The sequence below is a fragment of the Shouchella hunanensis genome, assembly GCF_028735875.1.
In the GTDB taxonomy this organism is placed as follows: domain Bacteria; phylum Bacillota; class Bacilli; order Bacillales; family Bacillaceae_D; genus Shouchella; species Shouchella hunanensis.
Window position 1 is genome coordinate 2,930,571 of the sequence record NZ_CP117834.1, and the last position, 24,797, is coordinate 2,955,367.

At 39.9% G+C, this 24,797-nt stretch carries 21 protein-coding genes and 1 other annotated feature; of the genes, 14 read left to right on the forward strand and 7 right to left on the reverse strand.

The annotated features are described in order from the left end of the window. Positions 1-243 precede the first annotated feature (243 nt). A complete protein-coding gene (trmL, locus tag PQ477_RS14940) occupies positions 244-717 on the forward strand; it encodes a tRNA (uridine(34)/cytosine(34)/5-carboxymethylaminomethyluridine(34)-2'-O)-methyltransferase TrmL (RefSeq protein WP_035396765.1) in 474 nt (157 codons plus the stop codon). Positions 718-726: 9 nt separating this feature from the next. On the opposite strand, the gene PQ477_RS14945 is transcribed toward trmL, so the two are convergent. The 3 genes from PQ477_RS14945 to PQ477_RS14955 all read right to left on the reverse strand — a co-directional run bounded on the left by PQ477_RS14945 (position 727) and on the right by PQ477_RS14955 (position 3,759). Then, positions 727-1,281, reverse strand: a complete 555-nt coding sequence (locus PQ477_RS14945; protein ID WP_246117156.1) for a DUF5366 family protein — start codon at positions 1,279-1,281, stop codon at positions 727-729. A 74-nt stretch (positions 1,282-1,355) separates the two neighbouring features. Beyond that, entirely contained in the window at positions 1,356-1,673 is a 318-nt protein-coding gene (locus PQ477_RS14950; RefSeq protein WP_144558667.1) for an antibiotic biosynthesis monooxygenase family protein, read from the reverse strand. 247 nt (positions 1,674-1,920) lie between these two features. After that, positions 1,921-3,759, reverse strand: a complete 1,839-nt coding sequence (locus PQ477_RS14955) for a transglycosylase domain-containing protein (protein ID WP_274272365.1) — start codon at positions 3,757-3,759, stop codon at positions 1,921-1,923. Positions 3,760-3,909: 150 nt separating this feature from the next. Between PQ477_RS14955 and PQ477_RS14960 the strand changes: the two genes are divergently transcribed. The 5 genes from PQ477_RS14960 to PQ477_RS14980 all read left to right on the forward strand — a co-directional run bounded on the left by PQ477_RS14960 (position 3,910) and on the right by PQ477_RS14980 (position 10,812). After that, positions 3,910-5,805, forward strand: a complete 1,896-nt coding sequence (locus PQ477_RS14960) for a PrkA family serine protein kinase (protein ID WP_144558669.1) — start codon at positions 3,910-3,912, stop codon at positions 5,803-5,805. Positions 5,806-5,902: 97 nt separating this feature from the next. After that, positions 5,903-6,442 (forward strand): signal peptidase I, encoded by a 540-nt coding sequence (gene lepB, locus PQ477_RS14965; protein WP_328238176.1) that lies wholly within the window; start codon positions 5,903-5,905, stop codon positions 6,440-6,442. Between the two features lie 235 nt (positions 6,443-6,677). Then, the gene (yhbH, locus tag PQ477_RS14970) at positions 6,678-7,850 is read left to right on the forward strand and encodes a sporulation protein YhbH (protein ID WP_144558670.1); all 1,173 of its coding nucleotides are present in this window, start codon (positions 6,678-6,680) and stop codon (positions 7,848-7,850) included. A gap of 348 nt (positions 7,851-8,198) precedes the next feature. Continuing rightward, positions 8,199-8,407: a binding site (T-box leader), on the forward strand. Between the two features lie 43 nt (positions 8,408-8,450). After that, a complete protein-coding gene (proB, locus tag PQ477_RS14975) occupies positions 8,451-9,551 on the forward strand; it encodes a glutamate 5-kinase (protein ID WP_274272368.1) in 1,101 nt (366 codons plus the stop codon). A 13-nt stretch (positions 9,552-9,564) separates the two neighbouring features. Continuing rightward, on the forward strand, positions 9,565-10,812 hold the full coding sequence (locus tag PQ477_RS14980) for a glutamate-5-semialdehyde dehydrogenase (RefSeq protein WP_144558672.1): 1,248 nt from the start codon (positions 9,565-9,567) through the stop codon (positions 10,810-10,812). 167 nt (positions 10,813-10,979) lie between these two features. On the opposite strand, the gene PQ477_RS14985 is transcribed toward PQ477_RS14980, so the two are convergent. Then, positions 10,980-11,870, reverse strand: coding sequence for a YitT family protein (locus PQ477_RS14985; RefSeq protein WP_081762168.1), 891 nt, complete (start codon positions 11,868-11,870; stop codon positions 10,980-10,982). Positions 11,871-11,922: 52 nt separating this feature from the next. Continuing rightward, positions 11,923-13,701, reverse strand: a complete 1,779-nt coding sequence (locus PQ477_RS14990; protein ID WP_274272371.1) for a right-handed parallel beta-helix repeat-containing protein — start codon at positions 13,699-13,701, stop codon at positions 11,923-11,925. Between the two features lie 162 nt (positions 13,702-13,863). Between PQ477_RS14990 and PQ477_RS14995 the strand changes: the two genes are divergently transcribed. Next, positions 13,864-14,733 (forward strand): SDR family oxidoreductase, encoded by an 870-nt coding sequence (locus PQ477_RS14995; RefSeq protein ID WP_035395262.1) that lies wholly within the window; start codon positions 13,864-13,866, stop codon positions 14,731-14,733. A 57-nt stretch (positions 14,734-14,790) separates the two neighbouring features. Here the strand turns inward: PQ477_RS14995 and PQ477_RS15000 are convergent, their stop codons facing one another. After that, positions 14,791-15,513: a GntR family transcriptional regulator gene (locus PQ477_RS15000; protein ID WP_035395260.1), complete on the reverse strand. Its 723-nt coding sequence runs from the start codon at positions 15,511-15,513 to the stop codon at positions 14,791-14,793. A gap of 123 nt (positions 15,514-15,636) precedes the next feature. On the opposite strand from PQ477_RS15000, the gene nagA reads away from it, so the two are divergent. Further along, positions 15,637-16,800: an N-acetylglucosamine-6-phosphate deacetylase gene (gene nagA / locus PQ477_RS15005; protein WP_060705434.1), complete on the forward strand. Its 1,164-nt coding sequence runs from the start codon at positions 15,637-15,639 to the stop codon at positions 16,798-16,800. A gap of 16 nt (positions 16,801-16,816) precedes the next feature. Next, entirely contained in the window at positions 16,817-17,557 is a 741-nt protein-coding gene (gene nagB / locus PQ477_RS15010; RefSeq protein ID WP_035395258.1) for a glucosamine-6-phosphate deaminase, read from the forward strand. Between the two features lie 16 nt (positions 17,558-17,573). Here the strand turns inward: nagB and PQ477_RS15015 are convergent, their stop codons facing one another. After that, a complete protein-coding gene (locus PQ477_RS15015) occupies positions 17,574-18,779 on the reverse strand; it encodes a DUF418 domain-containing protein (protein ID WP_274272375.1) in 1,206 nt (401 codons plus the stop codon). Between the two features lie 153 nt (positions 18,780-18,932). On the opposite strand from PQ477_RS15015, the gene nfsA reads away from it, so the two are divergent. The 5 genes from nfsA (at position 18,933) to PQ477_RS15045 (ending at position 24,795) form a co-directional block, all read left to right on the forward strand. Further along, positions 18,933-20,321, forward strand: coding sequence for an oxygen-insensitive NADPH nitroreductase (gene nfsA / locus PQ477_RS20870; protein ID WP_318251500.1), 1,389 nt, complete (start codon positions 18,933-18,935; stop codon positions 20,319-20,321). Between the two features lie 59 nt (positions 20,322-20,380). Further along, positions 20,381-21,919, forward strand: coding sequence for a GNAT family N-acetyltransferase (locus PQ477_RS15030; protein WP_274272376.1), 1,539 nt, complete (start codon positions 20,381-20,383; stop codon positions 21,917-21,919). Between the two features lie 90 nt (positions 21,920-22,009). Then, entirely contained in the window at positions 22,010-22,399 is a 390-nt protein-coding gene (locus tag PQ477_RS15035) for a hypothetical protein (protein ID WP_035395255.1), read from the forward strand. A 23-nt stretch (positions 22,400-22,422) separates the two neighbouring features. Further along, the gene (gene sfsA / locus PQ477_RS15040; protein ID WP_035395254.1) at positions 22,423-23,130 is read left to right on the forward strand and encodes a DNA/RNA nuclease SfsA; all 708 of its coding nucleotides are present in this window, start codon (positions 22,423-22,425) and stop codon (positions 23,128-23,130) included. Between the two features lie 60 nt (positions 23,131-23,190). Next, positions 23,191-24,795 carry an FAD-dependent oxidoreductase gene (locus PQ477_RS15045; RefSeq protein ID WP_144558676.1) on the forward strand — a complete coding sequence of 535 codons (1,605 nt, stop codon included), beginning with the start codon at positions 23,191-23,193 and terminating at the stop codon, positions 24,793-24,795. The last annotated feature ends 2 nt before the right edge of the window (positions 24,796-24,797 follow it).

A 24,797-nucleotide genomic window follows, 5' to 3' on the forward strand; every position in this document is an offset into this window, starting at 1 on the left:
TTTCTATGTTTGTCATAGTAGGATTTCCTGTGTAATATAGAGGAGACGCAGAGAATCATATAAGGGTGAGAACAAATGAATGACAAAAAGTATGCTCAAGCTTTGTGGATCGTCGCTTTAGTTCTTGCATTCGCAGCAGTATTCATTCATGAAAATTGCGTATTACTGCTAGGGATTGTAGTATGTGTCGTCTGTTCTACATTTTTTTATGTGAAAAGCAAAAATAAATAGAGGTGCACGAAAATGGGATTGCATATTGTACTATACCAACCAGAAATACCAGCTAACACAGGAAACATTGCTCGCACATGTGCAGGCACAAATACAACACTACATTTAATTCGCCCCCTTGGATTTTCAACAGATGATAAAATGTTGAAGCGGGCAGGTTGCGACTATTGGCCGAACGTAACGATTTATTATTATGATTCAGTTGATGAATTGTTTCAAAAGTATGATCAAGGAGAGTTTTTCTTTATCGAAACAATAGGGACACGAAATTATAGTGACTTTGATTACACCAATAGAGAAGAAGAGTACTTTTTTGTGTTCGGTAAGGAAACAACAGGGTTACCACAAGAGCTTGTGGAGAAGCGACAAGAACGCTGTTTTCGCATTCCACAAACAGATGTGATTCGTTCTCTTAATTTGTCTAATACGGCAGCCATTGTTATTTATGAAGCACTTAGGCAGCAAGGATTTCCAGCATTAACGTAAATACGCTTATTACAGCGGTAAGCTAGCAATAAACGTATTGTATAAGCGAAATAGAACAAAAATAATCGTGAATAAGAAGGTTGACCAAAAGAATAGTTGGAGAAAAATAAAGCCAATTAAACCTGGGATGGTCAAGGATTCGGCGATTCGGTAAACAATGAATAAAATGTAAGCGAAGGACGACGCTACAAAAAGTAGTAGTAACACGATCACAAACGGATTTAGGACAAGTGCAGCGATACTACCTGCAAAGTAAATCCACTGACCGCCTTGTGTCTTCGTCCAAAGGTCGTCGTCTTCCTGCTTTGAAAAAAATAGAAGAGCAAGGGATGTAACCGTGTCGGCTATTAATTTTAAAGCGGCAAAGATCATGAAAAACACTAGTAATAAAACAATTATAAGTCCAATACGAACTTCATTTATGGAAAGAATATCTGCCATTCCAGTTAAAATGCCATTTCGTTCTAACCAATCTAATGCAAAACGTTGACCATATAGAGCAAATGATAAGCTGAAGAAAAAAATACTGATTAATGGTAAATGTCCAGTTAAATATCGATTCATGATAATCTCCTATAGTTGGAAGTCATAGCTAGTAGAAGCGCTTGTCTCATGAACGTAAAGACAAGCGCTTTTTTTTATTCACCTTGGAAATGGTGAATCAGTTCATAAGTATGGAGTTCATTCGCATTGGCAGCAGGCTTTTGCTCTTTTGATGCCGCGTTGCTTTTATGAGCATTTGCAAACGATTCACTTGAAAGCCAGTTCTGATAGTCTTCTTTTGAAGCCCACTTTGTAAAGACAATTTCTTTCTTATGATCTTGTTCGTTTGATAAGAACATAAATTCTAAACAGCCCTTTACGTTAGCCATATTTGTAGAAGCTTTGCCGAATCGTTCGTGAAGCATTTTCTTTTTTTCTGGGCTAACGTGCAACTCGTTCATGACAATATACATAATTGGTCAACTCCTTTTTTAGCATGATTTCGTGTTTTTTGTAAGAGAATGGCTTTTCATTCTGAATGAACTTGGCTATAATAAAAGAGAGCGTTTACGCCCCTTGCAAGGAGGATCATTTTATGAGAACGTTTTTAATGATGAGCGTCTGCGTCGTTTTTCTAATCGCCATTTTTTCTGGAGGTTATGAGGAAAACCCTCATAAACGATAAGACGAAGGAAACCGGGTAACCGGTTTTTTTTGATTTTACCGGACAGCTGCTTCCCATATATTCATAGCAGGTCGGTTCGGTGATAATTCCTCAACGTATCCAGTGTCTCGTCCTACCCAAACCGTTGCCGTATAGCGATCTGTCATACCTGAAAATGTAAGGTCGCGATAGTCATTTGTCGTCCCAGTTTTCCCACCAATGTAACCATTTGTAGAAAGACGAATCTCTCGTCCAGTACCTGATTGCACAACCTCACTCATCAATGTGCGAATTTTATCATTCGTTTCCTTACTCCACACCTGCTTTTCTTCTTGATCCGGCCATTGATACAGAAGTTGCAGATGTTCATCATACACACCTGTAATGGCTCTTGCTGGAGTGAATAGACCATCATGAGCAAAGGTCTGATAGGCCTGCACCATTTCGTAAACAGACACATCAAGGGTACCTAACGCTAAGGAGATGTCTCGAGGCTCGTCATGCATTTTCTTGAAATGAAATGGCTCAAGATAAGCAATGGCTTCTTCAATGCCAACTGTATCGAGTAACTGTTGAGCAGGTATGTTATATGAGTGTTTAAATGCTTCTCGCAGTGTGACACTACCTGGCAGTACATCATTATAATTGGCGACACAACCAAGTGTGCGCTTGTCTCTTTCTTCTTGAGTGCAAGTCTCGCTTGGGTTGGCGTTCACGACTTGATCAATCGATGTCCCTGTTTCTTCAAAATAAGGAGCAAAATCAATAAGCGGCTTAAAAGCAGAGCCATGAGGTCGAAAAGAGTTAACTGCAAGCATGAAATTTCCACTTTCATATTCACGTCCGTGACTAATAGCGACAATTCTTCGATCATCGTTTCGAACAACAATACTGGCGCCTTCTACATCAGCAGGAAGTTCATGATAGAAGCTTTCTTTGAGTGCATGCTGTCGACTTGGCTCTAGTGCCGTTTCAATTCGAATTCCTTTTTTAAAAAGTTCATTCAATCGTTCCTGTGCCGCTTCTTCATCATAACCCTCTGTAGCCTGAATTAATTCTAAAAATTCATGTTTAACGAAATCCGTATAATCTGGATATAAGTTTCGTAAAGAAGAACGATGAAGCTCAATCGTTTCAGAAATCGCATCACCAAATTCAACCTCGTTTATGTACCCTTCTTCTTTCATTTTCTGTAATACCCATTCTTTTCGCTTATTTGTATTTTCAATTGCAGTAAATGGATCATATACAGTCGGATTGTTAGGAATGCTCGTTAGAAAAGCGACTTGGGCTAATGATAGCTGCTCAGCATGTTCACTAAAATAAAGCTGACTTGCAGCTTCGATCCCATATGCGTGGTTACCGAAGTAAATCGAGTTTAAATACAATTCTAATATCTCTTCTTTAGAGAAACGCTGCTCTAGTTCGTGTGCGTACAATAGTTCACTCACCTTGCGTTGATAGGTTTGAGAATGATCTAGAAAGATGTTGCGCACCATTTGTTGGGTAATAGTACTGGCCCCTTGATCAATCTCACCACTGCTTACATTTGTAATGAGTGCCCGTGCCATTCCAGACGCATCAAAGCCGAGATGTTGGAAAAAACGACGATCTTCAGTAGCGACGAATGCGTGAACAACCGTTTCAGGTACCTGCTCAAATGGTAAATAACTGCGGTTAATACCACCTTCAGAGGGAATCTCTGCAACAATCTGCCCATTGTCCGCATAAATCGTACTGTTTGAAGACAAATAGAGAATTTCCTCATCAATATGAGAACCAACAACTTGACCAATGGTTTGAACATCACTTACTTCTGCAGAGGCAGATCGAAATAAGAATGCACTGCCAATTGCAAATAAACTAATAAAAAACCAGCCAAAAAAAGTTTTCATTGCCATACTCACTTTCTATCTAACGTATACGTTAGTATACCATTCTTTTTCTGGTGCGGACAGTCTACCTTTCAAGAAAAGAAGCATGTTCATGTGCGGTAACGCATATGGTTAATTAATCTCGCTTACACGAGAATGGAGGTATACAACTTGAATATTTTAAACAAAATTGAACAGTATCGAGATCATGAAGAACGTTTACGCTGGGAAGGAACTTTTGCTGAATACTTGGATCTAATCAAAGAAAAACCATGGGTTGCACAGACTGCTCACTCTCGTGTGTACAATATGATAAAAGACGCTGGTGTGGAAGAGAAAGATGGAAAAAAAGAATATTCCTTTTTTAAAGATTCCATTTATGGATTAGAAGAATCGTTGGAAAAGCTAGTAGAAGAGTATTTCCATTCGGCGGCAAAACGCTTAGACGTCCGCAAGCGAATCCTATTACTAATGGGGCCAGTAAGCGGTGGGAAATCGACACTTGTCACGATGCTAAAGAGAGGCTTAGAAGATTATTCTCGTACAGAAAATGGAGCCGTTTATGCAATTAAGGGCTGCCCAATGAACGAAGACCCTCTTCATTTAATCCCGCTTCATCTAAGAGAAGAGTTCCAAAACGAATTTGGTATTAAGGTAGAAGGAAATTTGTCACCATTAAACATGATGCGTTTAGAGCAAGAGTATAGTGGACGGATTGAAGACGTCATGGTAGAACGAATTTTCTTCTCAGAAGATAAACGAACAGGCATTGGCACATTTTCACCGTCTGATCCGAAATCGCAAGACATTGCTGATTTAACAGGGAGTATCGATTTCTCGACAATTGCCGAATACGGTTCTGAATCAGATCCGCGCGCGTATCGCTTTGATGGTGAACTCAATAAAGCGAATCGTGGCATGATGGAATTCCAAGAGATGTTAAAGTGTGATGAGAAATTTCTCTGGCATCTATTGTCGTTAACACAGGAAGGTAATTTTAAAGCAGGGCGATTTGCGTTAATTTCTGCTGACGAACTTATACTGGCTCATACGAACGAATCAGAATACAAGTCTTTTATATCGAATAAGAAGAATGAAGCCTTGCATTCTCGCATTATTGTGATGAAAATTCCGTACAATTTAAAAGTCTCAGAAGAAGAACGAATTTACAAGAAAATGATTGCAGATAGTGATTTATCTCATGTTCATATTGCGCCTCACGCTCTAAAAGTGGCATCCATCTTTACGATTTTAACACGTTTAAAAACAACTCATAAAGCGGGCGTCGATCTGGTTAAAAAGATGAAGCTTTACGACGGAGAAGCTGTTGAAGGGTTTAATCAACAAGACGTAAAAGAGCTGCAGTCTGAGTTTAATGATGAGGGAATGAGCGGCATTGATCCAAGATACGTCATTAATCGCATCTCTTCAGCGATTATTCGCAAACAGCTAACGTCCATTTCAGCTTTAGATGTATTACGCTCGATTAAAGAGGGCTTAGATCAGCACGCCTCTATATCGAAAGAAGATAAAGAGCGCTATACAGACTATATTACAATTGCTCGAAAAGAATATGATTTAATTGCAAAAGAAGAAGTGCAAAAAGCATTTGTCTATTCGTATGAAGAGTCAGCGAAAACATTAATGGACAATTACTTAGATAATGTAGAGGCTTTTTGTAACAAGAATAAGCTCAGAGATCCCCTTACAGGCGATGAAATGTCTCCTGATGAAAAGCTAATGCGTTCCATTGAGGAGCAAATTGGCATCTCAGAAAATGCGAAAAAAGCATTCCGAGAAGAAATCTTAATTCGCATTTCCGCATATGCAAGAAAAGGGAAACGTTTTGAATACAACTCCCACGAACGTCTGCGTGAAGCGATTCAAAAGAAGCTATTCGCGGATTTGAAAGATATTGTAAAAATAACAACATCCGTCAAAACGCCAGATGAGTCTCAGCTGAAAAAGATGAACGATGTTATTGCTCGTTTAATCGATGAACATGGCTATAACTCAGTATCGGCAAACGAATTATTAAGGTATGTTGGATCTCTTTTAAACCGATAATGAAGCAAGAAGGTCTCAAGCAGGCCTTCTTGTTCTTTTTTTCATTTAGTGGTAATTTATGAATAGATGTTGTGAATGTAGAAAGCGGGGAACATTATTGGCTGAAAATAAAGTGAAATCAGAGGCTTGGGGTTGGATCAAAGCGATTGTCATTGCGCTTCTTATCGCGTTTGTTGTTCGAACGTTTATTGTCACAAGCTTTGAGGTTCGAGGGGAATCAATGGTACCTACCGCTCACGATGGAGAACGATTTATCGTTAACCGTCTTGCATATCAGTTTAGCGAACCGGATCGCTTTGATTTAATTGTCTTCCATGCGACTGAGCAGGATAGCTATATTAAACGAGTAGTTGGCTTACCAGGAGATACGATTCGTTTCGAAAACGATCAATTGTTCATTAATGATGAACCGATTGATGAGCCTTTCTTGGATGAAGTGCAGGGATCACTTGCAAACCCATATACAAACGATTACGAGTATGAAGGCATCATTCCAGACAATCATGTTTTTGTCGTTGGTGACAACCGCCCGAATAGCTCTGACAGTCGTGCGTTTGGACCTGTGCATGAAGATGAGATTATTGGTAAAGTTGGTTTACGATTCTGGCCGCTATCTGAATTTGGATTTATGGAATGACGATTCCAGAAAAAAGTACTCTGAGTAGAGTGCTTTTTTTATTTAGAACAGACAGTAGCAGTAGCATCAATAAAAATAAGCAAGCTAGGCACAGCTTTAGCTTGTCCTCTCGCAATTAATTAGCAACTCTTGTGCAAGTGAAACATAGGATAAGTTAAGGCAAGAAATCAATCCAATCTATGTTATGTAAGTAGCAAGTCATTTGTGCAAAAATGTTAATGGCAGGAGGGCAAGAATGGAAAAAAACAATAAGCACCAGTACATTGTCTCTGAGGAAAACTGGTCCCTCCATCGTAAAGGATATCAGGACCAACGTCGTCATCAAGAGAAAGTTCAAGACGCGATTAAAAAGAATTTGCCTGATTTAGTCAGCGAGGAGAATATTGTCCTGTCTAATGGGAAAGATGTCATTCGAATTCCAATACGCTCCCTTGATGAATATAAAATTCGTTACAATTATGATAAGAATAAACACGTTGGGCAAGGAAAAGGAGATAGTAAGGTAGGCGATGTCGTTGCCCGTGATCCGAACGGCGATAAACAAGCTGGAGCAGGGAAGGGGCAAGGGGCAGGTGATCAAGCTGGGGAAGATTACAATGAAGCAGAAGTGTCGATTGCAGAATTAGAAGAAATGATGTTTGCTGAAATGGAATTGCCTCATTTGAAAAAGAAAGAAGAGCAAGAAATTGTCATTGAGAATATTGAGTTTAACGATATTCGCAAGAAAGGATTAATGGGGAATGTGGATAAGAGGCGTACCATTCTTGCGGCAATTAAGCGAAATGCATTAACAGGAAAAGCAGGCATTATGCCAATTTACAACGAAGATTTACGTTTTAAAACGTGGAACGAGACGATTCGACCGGAATCCAAAGCGGTTGTCATTGCAATGATGGATACAAGTGGGTCTATGGGACGTTTTGAGAAATACGTTGCTCGGAGTTTCTTTTTTTGGATGACTCGTTTCTTGCGTACAAAGTATGAAAAAGTAGAAATCGAGTTTATCGCCCATCATACAGAAGCAAAAGTTGTAAATGAAGAAGACTTTTTCTCTAAAGGAGAAAGTGGAGGAACGATTTGTTCGTCAGCCTATCGAAAAGCACTTGAGCTAATTGATGAAAAATACAACCCATCTGCTTACAATATTTATCCGTTTCATTTCTCGGATGGCGATAACTTAACTTCAGATAACGCTCGCTGCCTCAAACTTGTGAAGCAATTAATGGATCGCTCGAATTTGTTCGGTTACGGAGAAATTAATCAATATTCTCGTAATTCGACTTTAATGGGTGCCTACAAAAATGTGGATGATCCACGTTTTATGCACTATATTCTAAAAGAAAAAGGCGATGTTTATCACGCTTTAAAGCATTTCTTTCAGAAAGAAGAAGAAGGTATAAATGCGTAGTAGCTGTTTTTTAGTCAGAATACATTGATAACTGGACGTGAAAGGCTTCTTTCGTCAAATAAGAAAGAAGCCTTTCACTTTATTCGTCGTCAACTTTGGCTTCTTTAGTTGTGTTTAAAGAAAACAGGGGAGAGTCCATCTTCTAATCAAAATGCAAATGACTCCTTTCGTTAAGGGATTCGTCTGATTATCCCTTAGCCGCTTTGATATCTGATCTTGTTGTCATGAACTTCTTTAGTTAGAAAGTATTGTTAAACGATATTATAGCAAAAGAAGAAGAGAGGGTCTGAAAAAACAATTGACTTCTGTGAGTGGACTCCTGTATAATCACCTCTAACTTCATTTGTTCGTAATGCGTAGATTGGAACAAGTAGACAAAAGAACATGTTTAGAGAGTTGGTTTCAGCGGCTGAAAGAACCAACCATCCCTCCTTTTGTTGAATCCTATTCCAGGAGCAGTTGGCAAAACCAATCGTCTCATTGACGTTATCAATGTAAAGTGGGCATGTTTTTGTATGCTAACTAAGGTGGTACCGCGGAGCTCGTCCGTCCTTATTTTTTAAGGATGGATGGGCTCTTTTTTTGGAGGAGGAGAGACGTATGCAAGGAACCATTGTTATTAAAATTGGAAGTAGTAGTCTAACAGCTGAAAACGGTAGACTAGACGTTAAACAATTAGAAAATCATGTGGAGGCCATGGTGTATTTGTTGAAGCTGAATTACCGTATTGTACTCGTTACATCGGGAGCCGTAGCTGCTGGATTTTCAAGTTTAGGCTTTAAGCGAAAGCCGAAAGGGATTGCTCAGAAACAAGCGGCGGCTTCAGTAGGTCAAAGTTTACTTATGCAGGCGTATATGGATGCGTTCAATCAACACGACTACATTGCCGCACAACTGTTACTTACACGGGCAGATTTTGCTGACCAGCACCGCTTTTCTAATATTTCACAAACTCTCGGCGAATTAGTGAAACGCGGGGCGGTCCCAATCATTAATGAGAACGATTCAACATCGGTTGAAGAGTTGACTTTTGGCGATAACGATCGCTTGTCAGCCCTTGTTAGCGGAATCGTTCACGCAGATATGCTTTGCTTGTTTACCGATGTAAATGGGGTGTATGACGAGAATCCAATTACGAATCCACATGCTAAAAAGTACTCTTTTCTATCTGAAGTACCGGATGCGCTGTTAAAAACAATTGATCAAACGACTTCAGATGTAGGGACTGGGGGAATGTATTCCAAGCTTGCGGCGGCAAAAACAGCGATTGAGTTAGGCACAAACGTTTTTATTGGGAGTGGGACAGGACAGGATAAGTTTGCGGATGTTTTAGTAGGAAAAGGGGATGGAACGTATATTGGTTCTTTTTCGAAAACGTCTATGTCAATGACAAAGCAATACATTCTGTACCATAGTAAGCCAAGAGGTAGCATATATGTGGATAACGGTGCAGCTGAAGCGCTATTGAAACAACACAAAAGTTTATTATCGGCTGGGGTTGTCGAAGTGAACGGATCGTTTACTGTCGGTGAAATTGTTGACGTTAGAAGGGAAAATGACGAAATCATCGGGAAAGGGAAAGTAAACTTTACCTGTGAGGAACTTGAACAGTTAAAAGGAAAAAATAGCGCAGAAATCGCAAAGGTGACAACTCGATCAAAAAAAACGGTCATACATCGAAATTTTTGGGTGGCTATGTAAAAGGGGAGAAACGATGGAAAACGTGGAATGGATTGCAAAAAGGGCAAAAAAAGCAGCACCAACAATAGCTCGAGCGACTCTAGAGGAGCGAAACGAAGCGTTGCTTTTGCTAGCGGAGGCGCTACAAACAAAGAGAGAATATTTGTTAGACGAAAATCAACAAGATATTACAGAGGCGAAACAAAAAGGAACAGCCCAACCTCTCATCGATCGTCTATTACTAACGGAGGAACGAATTGCCGATATGGCGGAGGGAATGCGACAGCTTGTTGCGTTACCAGACCCAATTAACCAAGTACTTGAGACAATGGAACGGCCAAATGGGTTACTCATAGAAAAACGAGCGGTGCCGTTTGGTGTATTTGGAATGATTTACGAGGCACGCCCTAATGTAACCGTCGATGCGTGTGCACTTGCCATTAAAACAGGTAATGGGGTCGTGTTGCGTGGAAGTGGAAGTGCCATGCATTCAAATAAAGCCATTGTGTCGGTTTTAAAAGAGGCATTACGTCAAACATCGATTCATACGGATATCATTCAATTAATCGAAAACCCTTCTCGAGAAGAAGCGAATCGATTTATGAAATTAAAAGGTGACATTGATGTACTGATCCCACGTGGTGGTGCATCACTTATACAAACCGTCGTCAATGAAGCGACGATTCCAGTTATTGAAACCGGAGTTGGAAACTGCCATGTTTACTTGTCTAATGCGGCAAATGTTGAGTTAGCATCGGCTATCATTGTGAATGCGAAAACCCAACGTCCCTCTGTTTGCAACGCTTGTGAAACAGTACTTGTTGAAAGATCTTTTGCAGAACAACATTTGCACACTATAGCAGAAAATTTAAGGCAAAAAGGGGTTCAACTTGTTGGAGACGAAACAGCACAAGCGCTTCATCCCCAGATCGGTGCAGCGACAGAAGAAGACTGGCAGAAAGAGTATCTTGATTTATCTCTCGCTGTTCGGTGTGTTGACGGAATAGAAGAAGCGGTAGCTCATATAGAAAAATATGGAACAAACCATTCAGAAGCGATTGTGACGGAAGATGACAGAGAGAGAGATTTCTTTTTCCAAGCCGTTGATGCAGCTGTTCTTTACCATAATGCTTCAACTCGTTTTACAGACGGCTTCGAATTTGGCTTTGGAGCCGAGATTGGGATTAGCACTCAGAAGCTACATGCGAGAGGACCGATGGGATTACATGCTCTTACAACTTACAAATACACTGTTAAAGGCTCGGGGCAGATTAAAGGGTGATAATGATCAGAGGCAGGCGATGGAGCCTGCTTTTTTATGTCTTATTGGAATGTCGAAGGTTATGAAAGTAAAAAGTAGAGAGACTATGATAGCTAAACAGAAATCGACTGGGCATTTCAATAAGATTCGTGTGAAGCCCAGTCGACTGTTGTTATGGTAGTTCTATCCTATTTACCAAACTCAGGACGCTCTTCCTCAAAATCTGGCATTGTTGTGGAGTCGAGAGGGTGATCATGCTGAGTGGCAAAAAAGGTTCCTCCAGAAACATCCTTAACATTATGAACGACAATAAAAGCGTTTGGATCGATCTCATGAACAAGTTTCTTTAAATAGAACAAGCGGTAGGAGCGAACGACAACGTAAATGACTTCCCGCTCTTTTTTCGAATACCCACCGTACCCGTTGAAAATCGTTGCGCTAGATGACATTTGTTTCGTCACTTTTTCAGAAATTAGTTGTGCTTCAGGTGAAATAATGTTGACTGCTTTTTTTGCATCAAACCCTTCAAGAACATAGTCGGTGACTTTCTTACCAACATAAAGAGCAACAATCGTATACATCGTATAAATGGGTCCAATAACAAACACACCACAAACAACAATTACAGCATCTAGGACAAAGTTAGTCCCGGTTAATTCCCACCCAAAACGGTGATTTAACATGCGGGCAATAATGGATGTCCCACCTGTTGAGGAGCCTGCTCGAAAAATAAACCCAAATCCGATACCAGTAATAACCCCAGCAAAAATGGCAGCAAGTAACGGATCCTCAATCGGTTGACCAAGACGCTCTGTTAAAAAAATAAAAAACGATAATAGCGGTACATTGATAATGGATTTGTACACCATATGACGCGGCAATAATTTAAAGCCAATTAGTAAAAGAACGGCGTTCAAAACAAACGTCACAAGTGCAGGGGAGATATTATAAGCAAAATACAAAAGTAACGATAAACCAACAATTCCGCCTTCAGCAAGATTATTTGGCATAGCATACAACGTAATTGATAAGCTGAACAGAAATGTGCCAATAATAAGATAAAGATAATCTTTAACCATCGTATGAGTCTCCTTTCTACAAATGAAAAGAAGCAGTGCAAGCGAATGCCAACTACTTCTTTCCAAGTCTTTCTTCTAATTGTTCTACTAAACCTACAATTTCAGCTGTTCTTGCTTCTCTGTCGGCCGTTTCCTGTGCTTTCTTAAGAGCGTTGTGGAGCTCTTCTCCCTTTAATCCAGCATCCATATCAATTGTCTGACTTAATGCTTCTTCATACTGGCGCAGTGCATCTGCCTCCTGACCGATAATGTCAGTCTCACAGCTACCACCGATGGCAATATTGTGCTCATGCCCAGTAAAGAAACAGTTCTCAATGAATCCACCTGCATGAAGGAGGCGAATGGCACATGTCCCACCATCTTGAATAAACGTTTCTCGTATGGTTGGGGAGCTATTCCGTATATCAATCTGAGCTTCGTAATGTCCGTTAATTTGACAGTGCTCAATAAGACCATAAGATTGTTTCTCAAATCGAATGCCGCTCTCATAGCTATCAATCACTTTCGATTCGTTCATATTTAACTGTGAGCCATTGGACACATACAGTTGTGGATAGGCATCATGATGGTGATAGAAACTACTATTCGTTAAGTGAACGAGGCTTCCATCAATAATATAGAGACCGCTTTGTCGTCCGTTAAATACATCGATATCATCAAGAGTCGCCTCACTAAAATCTGCGACAACGATCTGGTTTAATTCGTTATCGAAGAAACGACAGTGAGCGATTGTGGCACTAGACCGTTCTGTTAACCATAACCCGTAGTGGGCACCTTCGAATACCGAGCTATGCTTCATGCTTAAGCGAGCCTTTTCGCTAAGAGCAATTTGCGGCATAGCATGGTTAAATAGATCCGTTGCTTCAATGTAAACATAACTATTAGCCGTTTGACTAAGAGCAGAGCGTTCACCGTTATGCACTTTGCAATGAAAGAGATAGGCTGATGCATCTTGAATCATAAGCTGATCATGAGTATGGTCTTTTATCGTGCATTGTTCGATCTCGGCTTTACTACCGTTCTCAAGCTTTATTCCAACTTGTCCACTTTCAATCGTTGAATTCTTTAAAAAGAGTTCTCCGCCATGTGCTTCAATTTGCACAGGGGCATTGTCACTGAATTTTGACGATCGGAACGTTAGTGTTGCTTGATCTTGCAAATAGACAGCTCCAGACTGACTTTCGTAAATTTGGCAGCTTTCTAACACAGCCTCACTATTTCCCTGAGCTTTAATTTGCCGTTGGGAAGAGTGGTGTCCATATAATTGGCAATGCTCAACGTAAGAACGGCTTTCTTGATCAAAGTAGAACGCTGTTGTTTCGCCGTTATACAGGTGAGAATGCTTCATAATAAGACGGCCGTTTGATCCAGTGTATACTTGACTTCCGTGTTGCTCGTAAAGTGCACAATATTCAATACGTGCTCGTCCTCTATTGTGTATTCCAATTCCATTATGACGAATTGTAGCATCCGTTAATGATAAGTGACCGTGTTCTTTTATTTGAATGGCATATTTCTTAAGTTCATGAAATTGACAATGAATGACATGAGCGTGACCTTGTTCAATTAACAATCCTTTATCAGATTGAGAGAATGAAAGGTTTTTAATGTGAACCGAAGCATTTTTGATTACTTTAAACCTACCTGCAATACGTACGTCTTCAGGTTGATCAGAGAGTCCAATAATGGTCACCGATTTAGATAATTGTAGAGACTCGTGATAAAGACCAGGTTCAATCTCAATCGTGTCTCCATCATTTGCATCTAGTAGAGCCTGTCTAATCGTTTTGTATTTCGACAGCAATTTGCGTGAAACTTGAATTTTCTTCACTACTATTGTCACCTCGAATCTGCCTTTTAGTATACCTGCTTTTCCAAATACTGTCCAAGAGCTTTTCATCATTAGAAGAAAAAAACTTCGGTTTCTTAATTCTATGTTTATCGTTTATGGATTAAGGAAAAAAAGGTAGAGAGAACATAAGGAGGGTTATACATGAACCATTTTGACGATCTTTCAAACGGTATTCCAAAACAAAAGCAACAGAAGCAACCAGGTATAGAATCACAAATGAATCCTTTGCCTACTTATGAAAGCGAGAATTATAAAGGAACGGATAAATTGAAAGGAAAAGTCGCGCTTATTACTGGGGGCGATTCTGGAATCGGTAGAGCTGTAGCAATTGGTTATGCAAAAGAAGGGGCGCACATTGCGATTGTATACTTAGATGAACATGAAGATGCTGAGTTTACAAAAGAAAAAGTGGAGAGCCATGGTGTTAGCTGTATTACGATCTCAGGCGACATTACGGATGAATCTTTTTGTGTCTCCTCTGTTGAACGCTGTGTAGCAGAGTTGGGTGGACTTGATATCTTGGTGAACAATGCTGCTGAACAGCATCCAGTCAATGATTTACGTGAATTGAGTGATGAGCAACTGAAGCGAACTTTTGCAACGAATTTTTACTCGTATGTTTATTTTACAAAAGCGGCTTTAGACTATTTACAAGAAGGTAGTGCGATCATTAATACATCGTCAATTAATGCTTATCGCGGCAATATCTCACTTATTGATTATACGAGTACAAAAGGGGCGATTACAGCATTTACACGTTCGATGGCGCAATCACTAGCAAGTAAAAACATACGTGTGAACAGTATAGCGCCTGGACCAATTTGGACACCTCTTATACCTGCATCGTTTGATGAAGAAAAAGTAGCTCAATTTGGTCAAAATACATTAATGGGGAGACCTGGTCAACCAAGTGAACTGGTGGGGGCTTATGTACTCCTCGCCTCAGAAGATTCGTCATATATGACTGGTCAAGCAATCCATATTAATGGAGGAGACTACATTAGCTCTTAATTGAAACGAATGACCTCCCGTAGCGTATCAAGCATACGTAACGGGAGGTTTTTTTGTTTAACGAGACATACGGGTAACGAAGTGATAGCGGTCACCTCTATAACGTGTATACACCAATTCTAATACACGGTTCGTTGACGTAATGGCTTGTCTACGAATAGCGAGGAGCGGGTCTCCCTCAGAGATGTCAAGTAGATGAGCATCTTCTTTATTTGCTAATACAGAACGGATCGTTTGTTCAGAGTGATCAATCTCATAGCCAAGTTCATGCTCAAAATAAGCATAAAGGGATGAATGCAAAATAGTCTCTGTTAAATGAGGCGCTATATCAGTTGGAATAAAGGCTTGCTCTGTTGCTATCGGAATTTGGTTCGCTAACCGAACGCGAAACACTGAATAAATTTCAGTTCCACTAGCAACTTGCAAAAGATTAGCTATGTCGGCATCCGCTTTTATTCGTTTAAATGAAAGAAGCTTTGATTCAGGAACCATGTTGCGATTAACCATGTCTTCACTAAAGCTTGTTGTTTTTGTTAATGATTGTTCAATATTATGATGCGCAACGAATGTTCCTCTGCCTTTTTCTCGTACGAGCTGTTTTTTTTGAACGAGGTTATTTATACCTTGACGAACGGTCATCCGACTGATTTGATAACGATCAGCAAATTCACGCTCAGAAGGCAGGGCATCACCTGGCTTTAATAGTCCATCTTCAATTTGTTTGTGTATAAGTTCTTCTATTTGGTAATAAATCGGAATAGGAGATTGTTTATCAATCATTATCGTTCCTCCGCAAAAGCATAATTTTCATAATGAAAGTATAGCATAAATTGAATCAAGACAATTGGTATAGACAACTAAACGTCTAGATAATATAATGAATTTATAAAGGATGTGAAAAAAGTGGCAGAACTACTTTTAAAAGGCAAGCAAATGGTTTCAGGTATTCCAAATGAGACTAGATGTGAAGGGTTCTTTGTAGCAGTCGAAGCTGGGAAAATCATTGAAGTTGGAACGGGTGATGCCCCACACCTTATAAGAAAAGATACGAAGGTAGTATCGTTATCGGATAATCAATGGCTTGTTCCTGGCTTTGTTGACTTGCACATTCATGGCGGTTATGGCGTTGATGTTATGGACCATTCAGATGAAGGATTACAGCAATTGAAAGATTCTTTAACGAGGGAAGGGACAACGTCATTTCTAGCAACGACAATTACGCAATCGATTCAGTCTATTGAAGAGGTCATTCACCAAGTGGCCGTTCACCCAAATCAAGGAGGGGCTGAAATTGTAGGACTGCATATAGAGGGACCTTTCATAAATGAAGTAAGAAAAGGGGCTCAGCCAGCCCAATATATTGTCGATCCAGCGATTGAACTAATGGAGAAATGGACGAATATCGCGCTAGGGAAAATCAAACAAGTTACGTACGCACCAGAAAAACCAGGTGGTTTAGAGTTAACAACCTATCTTCGTGAGCACGCAATCAATCCATCAATTGGACATTCAGATGCACAATATGACGAGATTGAATTAGCAATCAACAACGGTTTAAATCAAGCAACACATTTATTTAACGGCATGCGTCCATTGCATCACCGAGAACCAGGTGTAGTCGGTACAGCGTTACTAAGAGATGAACTCGATGTAGAGCTCATTGCAGATGGCATTCATATTCATCCACATATGATTCAACTTGCTTGGAAAGTAAAAGGCACCAATCGTTGTCTTCTTATTACCGATTCAATGCGGGCCAAGGGGTTAGCTGATGGAACCTATGACTTAGGCGGGCAGGACGTCCAAGTGAAAGATGGGCAAGCGACACTGGAAGATGGAAGTTTGGCTGGGTCGATTCTACCAATGAATGAAGCGATAACGAATATGATGATTTTTTCAGGGTGCACGTTTGAAGAAGCAATCCAAATGGCAACCTATAATCCAGCGAGAAAAATTAATGTGCTAGATCGGAAAGGGACGATTGAAGTCGGGAAGGACGCTGATTTCGTTATCTGGGAAGACGGTAAGATTGTCTCTACATTTTGCAAAGGTAGCCACTGCTTATAAGAAAGGAAGGTTCTTTATGAAGATTGTGTACGTGAAAGATTATGATGCATTAAGTGAGGCTGGTGCGTCAATTTTACTGGAACATATAAAAGCAAAGCCATCATTGACAATGGGGCTAGCAACAGGTGGAACGCCAAAAGGAACTTATGAAAAACTAATTAACATGTCGGAGCAGGAAAAGGTTTCATTTGAACAAGTCCGAACGTTTAATTTAGATGAATATGTTGGGCTTTCAAAAGAAGATCCAAATAGCTATCATCACTATATGAAAGGCATGCTTTTTAACCATATTAACATTCAGTCAACGCACACCTTTATTCCAAATGGAGAAGCTGCATCCATAGAGTTGGAATGTCAGGATTATGAACAGCGTATAAAAGCAGAAGGCGGGATTGATATTCAGCTGCTTGGTATTGGCAATAACGGTCATATTGGCTTCAATGAGCCAGGGACTGATTTCTCAGAAACCACTCATATGGTTGAGTTGGCTGATGCGACAAGGGAAGCAAATGCGCGTTATTTTAACGCTAAAGAGGATGTGCCAAAGCAAGCCATTACAATGGGGATTGCAAGCATTATGGCAGCAAAGGAAATACTATTATTAATTTCCGGTAAAGACAAGCAACATGCCTTTTCCACCCTTATTGAGGGTGGAATAGATCAAGCGTTTCCTGCTTCGATTCTGAAAGAGCATCCACGTGTAACCGTTATAGTTGATCGAGACGCAGCTGGTCAATATTTTGACGAATCAGCATAAAAAAGATACGGGCGAATTACTTCTTCGCTACCGTATCTTTTTTTGTTATTGACTGCCACTTCAAATAAGTTCCACTTCGCCACATCCACTCTAAGGGACCAATTCGGAAAAAGTGTAGCCAAATCGAACTTAGTAACACTTGCAGCCCATAAACCCCGATAGAAAGGAGTGCACCATAAAAAACTCCTAATTGACCATAAAGTCCAAGTCCATATCCATAGAATAAAAATGTAAAAAGAATAGACTGAAGAATATAGTTTGAGAACGCCATCTTTCCAACGTTGGCAAAAGGGAAAAACCATTTAGACCCATATGATACAAGGATTGCTATGCACGTTCCGTAAAATAACGCTAGAAAAGGTGCGCCAATATATATCGATAACGTTTGATATTGAGTGTTCATTCCTTCAGCAAGTGCGTTTGGAAGCTTAGCTGCGATCCCTATTAGAAGTAATACAGGTAACAGCAACAATGCTTTTTTGCGGTATAAATGAAAGGCTTCAAGCCACTTATTTCGAGCCACAAATGCACCGAATAAAAACATTGGCATAACGGTTAATACAGCGGAGAGTTGATAAAACAATTCCCCGAAGACGAAAGCCACTGTGCTATCTCCTGTGCTAATGCCTATAAGATCGTGGCTTGCCCGAAATTGGATATGATCACGATACGAACCATCTGAAAGAACAGCTTGTTCAGCAGAGTAAAAATAAGGAGCAGGTGTTTCACCTACATCAGGAATAAGAGCCGTGAGTCCTAAAACTCCAAACCAAATGAGTGCACTAATGAGTATGCCACGTTTTTTTAACGGCATAAAAGCGAATAGAAGCATGGCCGTAAGCGAATAAGTAAGAAGGATATCTCCCCGCCATATGAAAAGAATATGTAATAAGCCAAATACTAACAGAAGTACGGTTCGACGCCAAAAAACAGGACTATAGGATTGATTTTTTTCTTTAAAGCGGTCACGCTGCAACGTCATTCCATAACCAAATAGAAATGAAAACAGGGTAATAAAACTTCCATCAACGAACAAGCGAATAAAAAAATGAGCTCCTTCGTCTAATTCACCATTAGCGTACATTCCACTAACGGGAGTCATACTACCGAGCATCCCAAATTGAAACACAATGCTATTAGCGAGTAAAATGCCAAGTAATGCAATTCCTCTAATTACATCAAGAGACATAATTCGGTCATGTTGCTGTAAAGGTGTATGCATGCTAAACGATCAATCCTCCAATATAAATAAATAACATAACCCACTAATTATCCCACGTTCTCAAAAGATTGAAAAGTGAATTCATTCTATTTGTATTTTTACTAATTTAAAGTAGACTAAAAGAGAGACTAAAGAAAAAAGGAGTGGACAGGTATGAATGAAATAATAAAAGGAATGAGTGCACACCGTTCCATTCGTGCTTATCAGACGGAAAACGTTACGAAAGAACAAATACAAACGATAACAAATGCGGCTCGATGGGCGTCTACGTCAAATCATGTGCAAGCCTATTCGATTCTCTCCATTCAATCAAAGCAAACAAAACAAACCTTGGCCGAGCTCACAGGTGGTCAACGTTGGGTTGAAGAATGCCCTGTTTTCTTTGTTCTTTGTGCAGATTACACTAGACAGCGATATGCCAGCGAAAAGCATGGAGTTTCGTTTGATGTTGGTGGCGCTGAACAACTACTTGTTGCTGCTGTAGATGTTGCCCTTGTGGCGCAAAACATGTTGTTAGCGGCAGAATCTATCAATTTAAGCGGAGTTATGATTGGCGGAATTCGTAACCAACCAAAAGAAGTAAGTGAGCTGCTTGGCTTACCAGATTACGTTTTTCCGGTCATGGGGCTTGCAATTGGTGCACCTGGTCAAGACATAACCCAGAAGCCTCGTTTACCAGAGCAAGCGGTTGTACACGAAGAAGTGTATAACACAAGTCAACAGGAACTCATTGATACATATGATGCTGAAATGGAGCGCTATTACCTTGAGCGTACAAATGGAAGCCGATCAACCACATGGACTGAACTTATGGCTCAATACACAAGTGTTCGAAAGCGAGCACATATGGATAATTTTCTGAAAGAAAAAGGGTTTTTACAAAGTGAAAAGGGAGAGGATGGAATGACAGGAAACCGTTTTAAAGATATTGGGGATATTTATTGTGTAGGTCGTAACTATGCAGAGCATGCGAAGGAATTAGGTAACGATGTCCCAAAGCAACCACTTTTATTTACAAAGCCTAGAAGCTCATTAGCACTAGCAGACGGCCAGCAACTAGTGTTCCCGCATGATAAAGGGAGCATTCATTACGAAATTGAGCTCGTATTAAAAATTGACCGCGATGTTTCAGAAGAAGATAAATTAGTTGATGTGGTAAGCGAAGTTGCGTTAGGATTGGATTTAACATTGCGTGATGTACAAGATACGTTAAAGCAAAAAGGGCACCCTTGGCTGCGAGCAAAAGGCTTTCCTAATGCAGCTATCTTAACACCGTTTTTTGCTTTTACAGGTGAAGAAGCGTGCCAAATAATTCCTTTCCAACTCAAAAAAAACGGAGAGATGGTGCAAGAGGGCTATACAAGCCAAATGATTTTTAGTTTAAGCTCTCTTTTTGAAGAAGTGAAAAAGGAATTTGGGCTAAGAAAAGGTGACTTACTCTTTACAGGCACACCAAAAGGGGTAGGGGAAATGAAGCATGGCGATCACTTTGCCCTGTATTTCAACCATGAGGAAAAAGGTTCTTTCACTGTAAGTGAGTAAAAGTGTTAAAGAGAAGCGATACTGATGGTAGTGAAGAGTGTGAAGGGACGAAGAACAACATGAAAGAAATTGATGTGTCAAAGTTTGAAAAAAAGATGATCATTCGCAATATAGAAGAAAAAGATTTTGATGCGATTATTAAGCTATCAAGACAATGTTTTCAAAATATGGAGCCATGGCGATACGAAGAATTAAAGAGTCATATCTCTGTGTTTCCTGAAGGTCAATTCTGTGTTGAATATGATGGAGAAATTATTGGCTCGTGTTCTAGCTTAATTATTAATTTTGATGAGTATGATGACCAGCATACTTGGGACGAAATTACCGATGAAGGCTATATTACGAACCATGATTCTGATGGATTTAATTTGTATGGAATAGAGGTAATGGTTCATCCGGATTACCGGCGGATGAAAATTGGGCGACGTTTATACGAAGCAAGAAAAGAATTATGCCGAGAATTGAATCTTAAAAGTATTATCATTGGTGGTCGAATTCCGAATTACTACAAGTACGCAGACCGATTTACGCCAAGGCAATATGTGGATGAAGTGATGATGCATAATATCTATGACCCAGTGTTAACGTTTCAGGTCATTAATGGGTTTTCACTGAAGCGAGTAAATGCCAATTATCTTGATGATGATCGGGCAAGTATGCGCTATGCGACGCTTATGGAATGGAACAACATTGACTATCAGCCGTCCACACCTAAAAGAAGATTCAAAACATCGTTTCCTGTTCGTATCACAACCATTCAATATGAAATGAAGAAGATTTCTTCATTCGAAGAGTTCGCCGTGCAATGTGAGTATTACACAGATGTCGCAGCAAGCTACAAGTCAGACTTCGCTGTATTCCCGGAAATTTTCACATTGCAATTGCTGTCGTTCTTGCCGGAGAAAAGCCCAAGTCGAGCGATTCGGCGCTTAACGGAATTTACAGAAGATTATATTGAGCTATTTACTAATCTGGCAGTTAAATACAATGTGAATATTATTGGTGGCTCTCATTATGTGGAAGAAGAGGGTAAGATCTTTAATATTAGCTATCTTTTCCGCCGCGATGGAACGATTGAAAAACAATATAAACTTCACGTAACACCGAACGAACGGTTATTCTGGGGCATTTCTGGTGGAGATGAAGTGAAAGTATTTGATACAGATTGTGGGAAAATTGCGATTCAGATTTGTTATGACGTTGAATTCCCTGAACTCGGTAGAATCGCAACTGATAAAGGAGCCAATATTATTTTCTCTCCTTTTTGTACAGATGATCGACAAGGGTACTTGCGCGTTCGCTACTGCTCTCAAGCTAGAGCGATAGAAAACCAAGTCTACACAGTCATCTCTGGTACAGTTGGAAATCTTTCTGATGTGGCAAACATGGATATTCAATATGCTCAGTCTGGAATCTTCACTCCGTCTGATTTTGAATTTCCACGTGACGGAATCGTTGGTGAGTGTAGCCCGAACGTAGAAACCGTTGTTGTTGGAGATGTCGATTTAGAGATTCTTAGGCGGAACCGTCGATCTGGAAGTGTGAATCAACTGCGTGATCGACGAGATGATATTTATCACGTCGTATACAAACAATAAAAGTGAGAAGACGCCCCAACTTTTTTGTGGGCGTCTTCGTTTATGTTTTTGTACAGTGGCAAGACTAGGTGTTAAAAGGAGTTGAGAATTGTGAATTCACCTTTTACACCTGTGATTCTGAAACAAATTAGCTTACTAATCTTAATTGTTGCTGCAGTAATTTTTATTTATTCGATTCGATCGTACGATGGTGTTCAGACGTTAGTCATTAAAGATGTCCCACAAACTGTTCAAAAGAACGAAACTGCCGATCTTCAAGTATTTGTAGAAGATCATTTTGGTGAGCCTATCACAACTGCGAATGTTGTAGGCCATTATGTGTTGAATGAGCATGAAGTGGATGTACAATTCCATCATAAAGAAAATGGGTTATATGAAGGAGAGATTTTATTTTTTCTTTCAGGTCAATGGCGAGGGGAAGTAAGAGCAAATACATTCTCATCTGAAGAAAAACTTGCTATGATAGTAGATGTAAACTAATTGTAGGGAAAAAAGGAGAGAGTATGTTGGTTGTTTTTCCAACACTAGTAAAAACGACATTTATAGAACGACCAAATCGGTTTATCCTGCTTGTAAAGAGAGAAGACACAGGAGAACAGATTGAAGCCCATCTTCCAGACCCAGGCAGACTAAAAGAACTTCTTGTTGAACAGGCAACGATTTGGGTAGAATACGTTGATAAAAGCAGTCGCAAGACAAGCTGGACAGCCATCCTATGCGAAACAAAAGAAGGCAATCTTGTATCTCTGCAGACAACGATCGCGAATAAGCTAGCAGAAACGGCAATAAGAGAGAAACGAATCCCTTCCTTACGTAAATGGTCAATTGAAAAAAGAGAATGTAAGGTAGGTTCTTCTCGTTTTGACTTTCTTTTAAAAAACGATCAAGGTAAAAAACGGTTGTTAGAAGTGAAAAGCGTTACACTATCGAGGACAGGAGAAGGCTTTTTTCCTGATGCACCAACCGCAAGAGGTGCTCGTCATGTACAAGAGTTAACAAAGCTTACAGAACAAGGACGTTATGAAGCGGCCATTTTATTTGTTGCACAAAGAAATGATATTCGGTCTGTGGCTGTTGAGGCTATCATAGATCCAGCATTTGCCCAATCGATTATGGAAGCGAATCAAGCGAACGTTCAGATTGTAGCTGTAAGCACAAACCTGTCTAAAGATAAGATTGCCATTGGACAGGAAATTCCTTTTTTAATCTGATTTAATTGTAAATGAATGGTATAGTGTTGAGAAGGAATAGGCTATGAATGGGGAGAGCAAATGATTCGTACTTTTTCTAACGAAGATAGAGATGAAACCATTGATAAAATGGGAGAAGCAACGTATGATTTACTCGTTGTTGGTGGCGGTGTCACAGGAGCGGGGATTGCATTAGACGCATGCATACGCGGCTTAAAGACGCTTTTAGTTGATCAGCAAGATTTTGCTTCAGGTGCTTCAAAAAATTGGTCTAATCTGTTTCATGCTGAAATCCAGCATATGCACCATTTAGAAATGAAAATGTATAATGATTTATTTAAACAGCGTTTAATTTTAAAAGAGAACGCTCCACACCTGATTAAACAAACCGAATTGATCTTACCAACTTATAAAACTGGTCTCTTCACAAAATCATTTCGCTCAAAGCTACTCGATCGGCTCACCGAAATGGCATTTAAAGAGAAGCGAAAGCACATTACGAAGAAAGAACTAGCAAAGCTGGAACCTGCATTATCACTAAAGCATGCAAAGCACGCTTCTTTGTATAAAGAATTCCTTATAGATGAGTCAAGATTAGCTATCGATTTATTAAAAGAATCAGTAAAAAGAGGTCTAGATGCGCTTAATTATATGAAAGTAGAGAGTTTTCTCTATGAAAATGATAAAATAAGCGGTGCTCTTGTAGTCGATCAGAACAAAAACGAAGTACATAAAGTAACAGCAAAGCACGTTGTTAATGCAAGTGGTACAATGGTTGATTCCCTTCGCGTTCAAGATCGTTCTCTTACAAACATCGTCATTGACTCTGTCGAGGATTATTTTTTTACGGTGCCAAGAGACCGTATGCCCGTTCATCATGCCATGTACATCGAAACCGAACAACATCAGCTTGTTAGCTTGGTGCCGTATCGTCAGTCTATTATTGTTGGGCATTCTGTTCAAAAACAAAACGAGCGCACAAGTAATAAAGAGTTGCTCGATTTGTTAAATCGCACCTTTAGTGAGCACCCTTTAGAGGATGATGACATTGAAGCAAGCTGGGTCGTGAAGCGTCCATATCCAATTGATAAGAAGAAAAAGCATCACGAATATAAGCGACAGGAGTGGATTGAATCTCCATCAGGTCTTTTATCTGTTGTGTGTGGCCAGCATACGTTTTACCGCTCCGTTGCAGAACAAGTAGTGGATCGTATATGCAAACAACTGCATCATAAAAGAAATTGTCAAACCGATACAGTGACCATTTCAGGTGGATATGTAGGTGGCTTAGATGACTTTCTTTTCTATAAAAAGAAACGGACAGAAGAGGGCTTACAGTATGGCTTAACAGAGTACGAAGCCAATCAGCTCATTGACCGATATGGTTCAAATATAGGACAGCTTTACGTAAGGCTGCGGACGTTTGGGAAGCAAGCAAAAATGTTCGGCTTAAGTCCGGCAATTTTTGCTGAACTCCTGTATTGTATTGAAGAAGAATCGATTCTTAGTCCTGTTGATTTTCTTGTGCAGCGCACGGGTTATTTGTATATGGACAAAGCATTAACAATGACTGTCAAGGAACCGATTTTTCGTTATATGCGCGATCGCTTAAATTGGACAGAAGAGCAAGAGTTACGATTCCGAGAAAAGCTAGAGAGTGAAATCACTCAAGCCTATGAAACTTAACG

Excerpts from the sequence above, each read along its gene's own strand:
- PQ477_RS14985 (WP_081762168.1), bottom strand. The coding sequence starts at position 11,870 with ATGGTTAAAGATTATCTTTATCTTATTATTGGCACATTTCTGTTCAGC.
- PQ477_RS14945 (WP_246117156.1), bottom strand. The coding sequence starts at position 1,281 with ATGAATCGATATTTAACTGGACATTTACCATTAATCAGTATTTTTTTC.
- PQ477_RS14980 (WP_144558672.1), top strand. The coding sequence starts at position 9,565 with ATGGAAAACGTGGAATGGATTGCAAAAAGGGCAAAAAAAGCAGCACCA.
- nfsA (WP_318251500.1), top strand. The coding sequence starts at position 18,933 with ATGAATGAAATAATAAAAGGAATGAGTGCACACCGTTCCATTCGTGCT.
- trmL (WP_035396765.1), top strand. The coding sequence starts at position 244 with ATGGGATTGCATATTGTACTATACCAACCAGAAATACCAGCTAACACA.
- PQ477_RS15030 (WP_274272376.1), top strand. The coding sequence starts at position 20,381 with ATGAAAGAAATTGATGTGTCAAAGTTTGAAAAAAAGATGATCATTCGC.
- PQ477_RS15045 (WP_144558676.1), top strand. The coding sequence starts at position 23,191 with ATGATTCGTACTTTTTCTAACGAAGATAGAGATGAAACCATTGATAAA.
- PQ477_RS15015 (WP_274272375.1), bottom strand. The coding sequence starts at position 18,779 with ATGCATACACCTTTACAGCAACATGACCGAATTATGTCTCTTGATGTA.
- PQ477_RS15000 (WP_035395260.1), bottom strand. The coding sequence starts at position 15,513 with ATGATTGATAAACAATCTCCTATTCCGATTTATTACCAAATAGAAGAA.
- PQ477_RS14955 (WP_274272365.1), bottom strand. The coding sequence starts at position 3,759 with ATGAAAACTTTTTTTGGCTGGTTTTTTATTAGTTTATTTGCAATTGGC.
- PQ477_RS14950 (WP_144558667.1), bottom strand. The coding sequence starts at position 1,673 with ATGTATATTGTCATGAACGAGTTGCACGTTAGCCCAGAAAAAAAGAAA.
- PQ477_RS14995 (WP_035395262.1), top strand. The coding sequence starts at position 13,864 with ATGAACCATTTTGACGATCTTTCAAACGGTATTCCAAAACAAAAGCAA.
- proB (WP_274272368.1), top strand. The coding sequence starts at position 8,451 with ATGCAAGGAACCATTGTTATTAAAATTGGAAGTAGTAGTCTAACAGCT.
- nagB (WP_035395258.1), top strand. The coding sequence starts at position 16,817 with ATGAAGATTGTGTACGTGAAAGATTATGATGCATTAAGTGAGGCTGGT.
- yhbH (WP_144558670.1), top strand. The coding sequence starts at position 6,678 with ATGGAAAAAAACAATAAGCACCAGTACATTGTCTCTGAGGAAAACTGG.
- sfsA (WP_035395254.1), top strand. The coding sequence starts at position 22,423 with ATGTTGGTTGTTTTTCCAACACTAGTAAAAACGACATTTATAGAACGA.